The sequence below is a fragment of the Nocardia farcinica genome (assembly GCF_029867845.1).
Classification (GTDB): Bacteria; Actinomycetota; Actinomycetes; order Mycobacteriales; family Mycobacteriaceae; genus Nocardia; species Nocardia farcinica_A.
Window position 1 is genome coordinate 1 of sequence record NZ_JARWRU010000299.1, and the last position, 7788, is coordinate 7788.

Consider the following 7788-nt stretch of genomic DNA (forward strand, 5'->3'; position numbering starts at 1 on the left):
GTGGCGGGCACGAAGTGGCCCGTCTCGGGCACCTCGCGACCGCCGATGAGCAGGGTGGCGCCCTCGGCGAGGGAGCGATCGATGCCGGCGCGGATGTCGCGCCGGGCGGTCTCGCTGACGACCGGGCCCATGTGCACAGCCGGGTCGGTGGGGTCGCCGACGATCCAGTCGTCGAGTCGGGCGCGCAGCCGGTCGAGGAAGTCGTCGGCGACGGCATCCTGGAGGATCAGGCGCGAGGTGGCGGTGCACTTCTGGCCGGTGGAGCGGAACGCGCCGAAGAGCACCTGTTCGGCGGCCAGATCCAGGTCGGCGTCGGCGAGCACGACGGCGGCGTTCTTGCCGCCCATCTCGGCCTGCACCGGCACCCCGCTCGCGGCGCCCGCGGCGGCGATGCGGCGGCCGATGGTGGTGGAGCCGGTGAAGGTGATGCCGTCCACGCCGGGATGGTTGACGATGGCGGTGCCCAGCTCACCGGAGCCGATGAGCAGGTTGAGCACGCCGTCGGGCAGGCCGGCCCCGACCAGCGCCTCGGTGAGGCGGGCGGCCAGCAGCGGCACCGCCCCGGACGGTTTCCACACCACCGTGTTGCCGTAGGCGAGGGCGGGGGCGATCTTCCAGGCGGGGATGGCGATCGGGAAGTTGAAGGGGGTGATGACGCCGACCACGCCGAGCGGTTTGCGGGTCACCAGGATGCGTTCGCCGCGGCGCGGGGAGGCGAACACCTCGCCCGCCACCCGGTCGCCCTCGTTGCCGTAGTAGCGCAGGATCTGCGCCGCCCGCAGCACCTCGCCGGTGCCCTCGGCCAGCGTCTTGCCCTCCTCGCGGGCCAGTTCCAGCCCGAGTGCGCCGGATTCGGCCTCGAGCGCGGCGGCGGCGCGGATCAGGATCGCACCGCGCTCGTGCATCGGGGTGCGGGCCCACGCCCTGGCGGCGCGGCGGGCGGCGGTGACCGCCCGGTCGACGTCGGCGGCGGTGGCGCCGCGCCCGGCGGCGACGATCTCCTCCGGCCGGGCCGGATTGGCGGAGACCAACGGTTCGGCGCCGCCGGACTCCCAGCGTCCGCCGACGAGGTGCCGAAGGTCGACGGCGCCGACCGATGGGGTGGTGGTCATGGAATCTCTCCCGGATCGTCTGGCTGGCAGGGGATTACATTGCCGATTGCGACACGGCCGCCGGGCGGTCACCACCCCTCGCGGCGGCCCCGTCCGAGCAGGGTGGCCAGCACGCGCTCGGCGGTCTCCAGATCCTCCTTGGAGATCCCGCGCAGCTGCGCCTCGGTGAACTGTTCGGCGCTGCGCCGCAGGGCGCGCCGCACCTGCCTGCCCTCCTCGGTCAGCGCCCAGTTGCCCTCCGCGTCGCGATACACCCGGCCGTTGTCGACCAGTTCACTCAGCGCGTCCTCGACGGTGTTCTCGCCGAGGAAGGTGTCGTGGCCGAGCGCCTCGGTGGTGCAGGCCCCACGCGAGAGCCGGTTCAGGACGCGGCCGGTGGCCAGGGTGACACCCACCTGCCGACGGTGGTGCTGGAACAGGGCCGACATGTGGTGGTCGGTGGCCTGCAACAGCGACATGAACAGCGATTCCTCGGGCTGGGTGTCGGTGGCCGCGCACGAGGTGTCGGCGGTCAGCGCCAGATCGGGGTGGCTCTGGGAGACGCTGTACTGGCCCTGGGTGAACAGCAGCGGGGCGCCCTGGTAGCGGGCGAAGCGTTCCACCCGGCCGAGCATGATGTGGTGGTCGCCGCCGTCGAGGACCGATTCGGTGACACATTCGAAATGGGCGATCGCGCCGTCGAGCAGCGGGTCGCCGTGGCGGCCGGGCGTCCAGTCGACCTGGTCGAACTGGCCCGGCTGCGGCTTGCCGAACAGCGCCGACAATTCCATCTGATGATCGGCCAGGATATTGACGCTGAAATGGCCGTTGCCGAGAAATGCCGGGGCGCTGCGGGATTCCTTGCGAATGGACCACAGCACCAGCGGCGGGTCGAGCGACACCGCGGAGAACGAATTCGCCGCCATGCCGACCGTCGCGTCGCCGGAACTGCTGGCGATCACGGTGATGCCGGTGCCGAATTGGCCGAGCGCGCGCCGGAACGCGCGGGTGTCCTCGGCCGGATCGCCTTCCTCGAGAACGGCGGTGATGAACTGGTCGGTCATCTGAGTCAACGGGATCGGTCCTCTCCTGGCCCGGACTACTTGTAGTAGTTCAGGGTGCCGAGGTCTTTGAACGGGGCGGGCGGCAGACCGAAGATGGTCTTCACGTACTGACCCGCGGCCAGTTCCTTGCCCGCCGAGCCGTGGTTGCGCGCCGCCATCAGGTCGCGCATGGTCTGCTGCAACGGGTTCGAGCTCGCGGTTGCGGCGGCGCCCGCGATCGGCCAGATCTCGGCGAAGGACTCGAAGCAGGTGGCGATGGTGTCGGCGGCCTCGAACCGCACCCGCATGCGCTCCAGCGGGCTCGCTTCCTCGCCGCGGCAGGCCAGGTCGAACAGGTCACGCCAGTTCTGCAGGTGGCGCTGCTTCACGGTCCGCACCCTGGTCATGGCGTCGGCGACCTTCAGGTGCAGGAAGGGGTTCTGCGCCGCCGGGGCGCCGGTGCCCTGGCGGGTCAGCCGCACCCGGGACTGCTCGACGAAGGTGTCCACGCCCGCGGTGGCGGTGCCGATCACGGTGTTGGCCGGGGTCGAGTTGAAGATCGAGGTGAACGACACCCAGTACAGCGGGCGGTTGTTGACCGCCCAACCGGGGTTGGCGTCGTTGTAGGTGTCGACCAGCAGGTGGGTGCGGTGGTCGGGGACGAAGACGTCGGTCAGGGTGACCGCCTTGCTGCCGGTGCCCTTCAGGCCGTGCACGTCCCAGCTGTCGTGGTCGATGCTCACGTCGGCGATCGGCACGACGAAGTTGCGATCGGACCCGCCGAGGATCACCCACTGGGCGTGGTCGACGCCGCTGGAGAAGGTCCAGGTTCCGTTCAGACGGTAGCCGCCATCGATCTGCTCCCACTTGCCGATCGGGGCGTAGGAGCTGGAGGCGCGGGCGTCGGGGTTCTCACCCCAGAACTCGTCCTGCATGCGCTCGTCCATCAGCGCGATCTCGAAGGAGTGCACATTGAGCTGGCCCGCGATCCAGGCGGCGGCACTGTCGGCCTCGGCGATGCGCATGATGCCCTCGAAGAAGGCGGCGGGCGCCATCTCCAGGCCGCCGTAGCGCAGCGGGGTGAACGCGCGGAACAGGCCGGTGCCGAACATCGCCTCGACGGTAGCGTCGGGAACCCGGACCTCGGCCTCGGACTCCTCACGGACAGCGCGAACGGTGTCGAGCATGTCCTCGACTCTGCCGAGAAAGCGGCGGCCCTCCTCGACGGCGCGTGCGCGATAGTCGCTCCAGTCCAGGGAGCGGGCCGCGGCGAAGTCGGCCTCCGTGGCAGGGGCTGCGGGCGAGGCTTCCGAGGTGGTGAGCATTCGTGGATCTCCTTCGACGAGGAACGCGCGTCGTCGGGCGACGCGGCTGCGGACCGAGACTAAGCCGACCGGGTGGCACACTCCGATCCACTTCTTCCGAGGAGTGGAATGGCCGCCGAAAAAGCTGCGACCTGCGTCACCGACGATCCCGCTGTTCGTGCGAACACCCGGGATACGGGGATTTCGGCTCTTTCCGAGGCGTGGAATACCGACATTCCCGGGCCGGGCGGGCGGCCCTAGTGTCGACACCGCCGACGGCCCCGGCCCATGATCTCGCGCGCCCCGTTCCTGGAGGTTTTCCCGCATGACCGATTCGTTGATCGACCGCATCGTCGCCCACGTCCTCGACACCCCCTACGAGGCGTTCGGCGACCAGGTCGTGCTCGCGGCCAAGAAGCGGCTCGTCGACACGATGGGCTGCGCGCTGTCCGGCGTCGCGGTGGAGGGCAACGACCCCGTGATCGAGCTGTACCGCGGCTGGGGCGGCAACCCCGAGGTCGGCATCCCCGGTCGCGCCGAGCGGATGCCGCCTGCCCAGGCCGCCATGATCACCTCCCTGCAGGTGCGCTCGTTCGACTTCGAGGTCTGCGGCCCCGAGCCGGAGGGCGTGAACGAGGGCAAGATGGTCGGCCACGTCGGCTCGACCACCGAGCCGGTGGCGGTCACGGTCGGCGAGTACACCCGAGCCAGCGGCCGCGAGCTGCTGGCCGCGGTGGTGCTCGGCGGCGACGTGGCGGCCAGGGTCTCGGTGGCCAACCGCTTCGACTTCGACAACAACTTCGAGGTCTGCGGCACTTCCAACGCCTTCGGCGCGACCGCCGTCGCGGGCAGGTTGCTCGGCCTCGACCACGACCAGCTGCGCAACGCCTTCGGCATCCTGCTGAACATGATGGCGGGCTCGTTCCAGGGCATCTGGGACGGCGTGCACTCGTTCAAGCTGCCCGGCGCGCAGGCCGCCCACAACGGCATCGTCGCCTGCCAGCTCTCGCTCAACGGCTTCGGCGGCGTGCGCGACGCGCTGGAGAGCCGCCAGGGCTACTTCGAGCTGTACACCCGCGAGCCCGCGCCGCAGAACATGGTCGCCGACCTCGGCGAGATCTTCTACGTGCACGGCCAGCACAAGCTGCACCCCTCCTGCTACGGCAACCACAACCCGATCGAGTGCGTGCTGCAGATCCGTGCCGAGCACGAGTTCGACGCCGCCGACGTGACCGCCGTCGAACTGGACGTGCCGCCCAACCGCATCGACCACTTCCTCAATCAGGTGCCCACCGCCGCCGACCAGCAGCCCAAGGCGCTGTTCACCATCCCCTACGGCGTCGCCAACGCCATCCTGCGCGGCCGCCCCGAACTCGAGCACTACATCGCCCCCGCCATCCACGATCCGGCGGTGCTCGATCTCGCCACACGCGTGCGCCTACTGCCGAACCTGCCCCTGGGCAACAATCAGCACAGCCGCATGCGGATCTTCCTCGCCGACGGGCGGGTACTGGAGGCCGAGCGCAGCGCGCCCAAGGGCTGGCTGCGCAATCCGGTGCCGCTGGCGGCGATCGAGGACAAGTTCTGGCGCAACGTCCGCTTCTCCGGCGCCATCCCGCTTGATCAGGCCGCCCGCGCGCTCGACCTGATCAAGGACCTGGAGAACCTCGCCGACGTCGCCGAACTGGCCGCCGCCCTCAGCGCGGCGCCGGTCCCCGCCGCCGTCTAGTCACAAGCCGTTCCGGCACCACGGACATCCCGACCCCGACAGACCACCTCCGAAAGGACCACGCATGACGACCTTCAATCCGCGTCTGGCGCACCTCGGCATCTTCTGCAAAGACCTCGACGCCATGATCGAGTTCTACACCAGGGAATTCGGCATGGTCGTGACCGATTCCGGTCTCGGCAAGTCCGGCAAGGCGGGCACGCGCCGTCCCGGCGCCTTCCTGTCCGCCGACCCCTCCGAGCACCACCAGCTGGCGCTGATCGCGGGCCGCGACCCCGAGACCCCGCCGACCACCGCCCAGATCTCGTTCCTGGTGCCGAGCCTGGCCGAGCTGCGCGCTTTCTGGAAGCACGTCGAGGAGACCGGCATCCCGGTCGAGGTCGTCAAGAACCACGGCAACGCCTGGAGCGTCTACATCGACGACCCGGACGGCAACATGATCGAGGTCTACGCCCACTCCCCGTTCTACGTGCAGCAGCCGTTGGGCGAGCCGCTCGACCTGACCGACTCCGAGGAGGAGATCATGCGTCAGACCGAGGCGCTCGTGGCCCGCGATCCCGAGGCCTGCCCCCGCGAGGAGTGGATGGCGAAGATGCGCGAGCGTCTGGCCGCCGCCCAGGTCTCCTTCCAGCTACAGGGGTGACACGGCCGTGCGGAACTATCGGAGCGTGTGGACCTGTCTGGACACCGTCCCCCACACGCTCGGCTGGATCGATGCGGGCGGCGTCCGCACGCGGTACCTGACCGCAGGCGATCCCGACGCGCCCGTCGTGCTGCTGTTGCACGGCACGGCGGGCAGCCTGGAGAACTTCTGCGCCAACTACGGCGCGCTGGCCCGCACCCACCGGGTGATCGGGATCGACATGCTCGGCTGCGGTTACACCGACAAGCCGGACCGTCCGTACCTGATCCCCGACTACGCCGAGCACGCGCTGGCGGTGCTGGACGCGTTCGGGGTGTCCGAGGCCGCGGTGATCGGTGTCTCGCTGGGCTCGTGGGTCGGCGCCCGCATGGCGCTGGACCATCCGAGCCGGGTGAACAAGCTGGTGATGATCGCACCGGCAGGCATCATCGTCGACCCGGAAGAGGAGAAGAAGTTCGGCGCGGATGTGCGCAAGCGCAGGCAGAACGCCGCCGAGGCCCCGTCCTGGGAATCGGTGACGGCCGCGATGGGCAGGCTGATGCTGAACCAGGAGGACCTGATCGACGACCTGGTGGCGGTGCGGCTGCGCATCTACCAGCAGCCGGAGATGGCCGCGGCCATGAAGCACCTGCTGGCCTTCACCACCGGCGGTCAGGATCTGTCCCGCGAGCAGTGGGCGGGCCTGCGCCAGCCGGTGCTGGTGATCGCCGCGGTCGACGCGCCGAACATGTTCCTCGACAACGCCCGCCTGCTCGCGCAGATCGTGCCGAATGTCGAGGTGGTCGACATGACCGGCTGCGACCACTGGGCGCAGTTCGAGCGCGCCGAGGAGTTCAACGAGCTGGCCGAGCGGTTCCTCACCGCGGGCGACCGGGTGAGCGTGGCATGACCGTCACCTTCGACCGGCAGACCTGCGCCGCGCTGGCGCGGGAGCTGCACGAGGCCGAGCGGCGCCGCGAGCAGGTGCGCCACCTCTCCGGCCGCTACCCGGACATGTCCATCGAGGACGGCTACGCGGTCTCGCGCGAGTGGGTGCGCATCAAACAGGCCGAGGGCCAGCGGATCGTCGGCCACAAGATCGGGCTGACCTCGCGCGCCATGCAGGTCAGCAGTCAGATCGACGAACCCGACTACGGCACCCTGCTCGACGAGATGGTCTACGAGAGCAACTCGGTCATCCCGGCGCGGCGGTTCATCAAGCCGCGGGTGGAGGTGGAACTGGCGTTCCTGCTGCGCGCGCCGCTGGCGGGACCGGATGTCTCGGTCAACGACGTGCTGAACGCGACCGACCGGGTCACGCCCGCGCTGGAGATCATCGACGCGCGCATCGAGCAGTTCGATCGGGAGACCGGCGCGCCGCGCAAGGTCTTCGACACCATCTCCGACAACGCCGCCAACGCAGGCATCGTGCTCGGCGGCTCGCCGGTGCGCCCGGACGAGGTGGACCTGCCCCGGGTGGGCGCGCTGATCTACCTCAACGGCATCGTGGAGGAATCCGGCCTGGCAGGCGCGGTGCTCGGTCATCCGGCCAACGGCGTCGCCTGGCTGGCCCGGCGCCTGCACCGCTACGGCGAGCGCCTGGAAGCGGGCCAGATCGTGCTCGCCGGGTCGTTCACCCGGCCGATCCCGATGACCGCGGGAGACGTGATCCACGCCGACTACGGCAGGCTCGGCGCCATCTCCTTCCGCCTGGCCTGACCTGCCCCACCCCCGCCCGAGCAAGAGGAGCACCACCGTCATGTCCATCACCCGGACGACCCCGCCCAACCGATTCAAGCAGCGGCTGGCCGCGGGCGAACAGCAGATCGGCCTGTGGACCGTGCTCGCCGACGGCTACACCGCCGAACTGCTGGCCGGGTGCGGCTACGACTGGCTGCTCATCGACGCCGAACACGGTCCCAACGATCTGCGCACCGTGCTCGCGCAATTGCAGGGCATCGCCGCGGCGGGCGCCCTGCTGGGCGAGCACGCCGCCGAC

The 7788-nt window shown here is 70.0% G+C and carries 8 protein-coding genes; 5 read left to right on the forward strand and 3 right to left on the reverse strand.

Annotated elements, in window-relative coordinates; genetic code table 11:
• From QH283_RS06475 to QH283_RS06485, 3 genes are all read right to left on the reverse strand, one after another.
• On the reverse strand, nt 1–1112 hold a 1112-nt coding region (locus QH283_RS06475), incomplete at its 3' end, for an aldehyde dehydrogenase family protein (protein WP_280502104.1).
• Between the two features lie 68 nt (nt 1113–1180).
• Nucleotides 1181–2155, reverse strand: coding sequence for a flavin reductase (locus tag QH283_RS06480; RefSeq protein ID WP_280502105.1), 975 nt, complete (start codon nt 2153–2155; stop codon nt 1181–1183).
• A gap of 35 nt (nt 2156–2190) precedes the next feature.
• Complete coding sequence (locus QH283_RS06485) at nt 2191–3459, reverse strand: hypothetical protein (protein ID WP_280502106.1); 1269 nt, start codon at nt 3457–3459, stop codon at nt 2191–2193.
• A gap of 304 nt (nt 3460–3763) precedes the next feature.
• Between QH283_RS06485 and QH283_RS06490 the strand changes: the two genes are divergently transcribed.
• From QH283_RS06490 to QH283_RS06510, 5 genes are all read left to right on the forward strand, one after another.
• Nucleotides 3764–5167, forward strand: a complete 1404-nt coding sequence (locus QH283_RS06490) for an MmgE/PrpD family protein (RefSeq protein ID WP_280502107.1) — start codon at nt 3764–3766, stop codon at nt 5165–5167.
• Between the two features lie 64 nt (nt 5168–5231).
• Nucleotides 5232–5810, forward strand: coding sequence for a VOC family protein (locus QH283_RS06495; protein ID WP_280502108.1), 579 nt, complete (start codon nt 5232–5234; stop codon nt 5808–5810).
• 7 nt (nt 5811–5817) lie between these two features.
• Nucleotides 5818–6699, forward strand: a complete 882-nt coding sequence (locus QH283_RS06500; RefSeq protein ID WP_280502109.1) for an alpha/beta fold hydrolase — start codon at nt 5818–5820, stop codon at nt 6697–6699.
• A complete protein-coding gene (gene hpaH, locus QH283_RS06505) occupies nt 6696–7508 on the forward strand; it encodes a 2-oxo-hept-4-ene-1,7-dioate hydratase (protein ID WP_280502110.1) in 813 nt (270 codons plus the stop codon). The genes QH283_RS06500 and hpaH overlap by 4 nt, the downstream gene beginning before the upstream one ends.
• 40 nt (nt 7509–7548) lie before the next feature.
• Nucleotides 7549–7788: aldolase/citrate lyase family protein (locus tag QH283_RS06510; protein ID WP_280502111.1), on the forward strand; the 240-nt coding region annotated here is incomplete at its 3' end.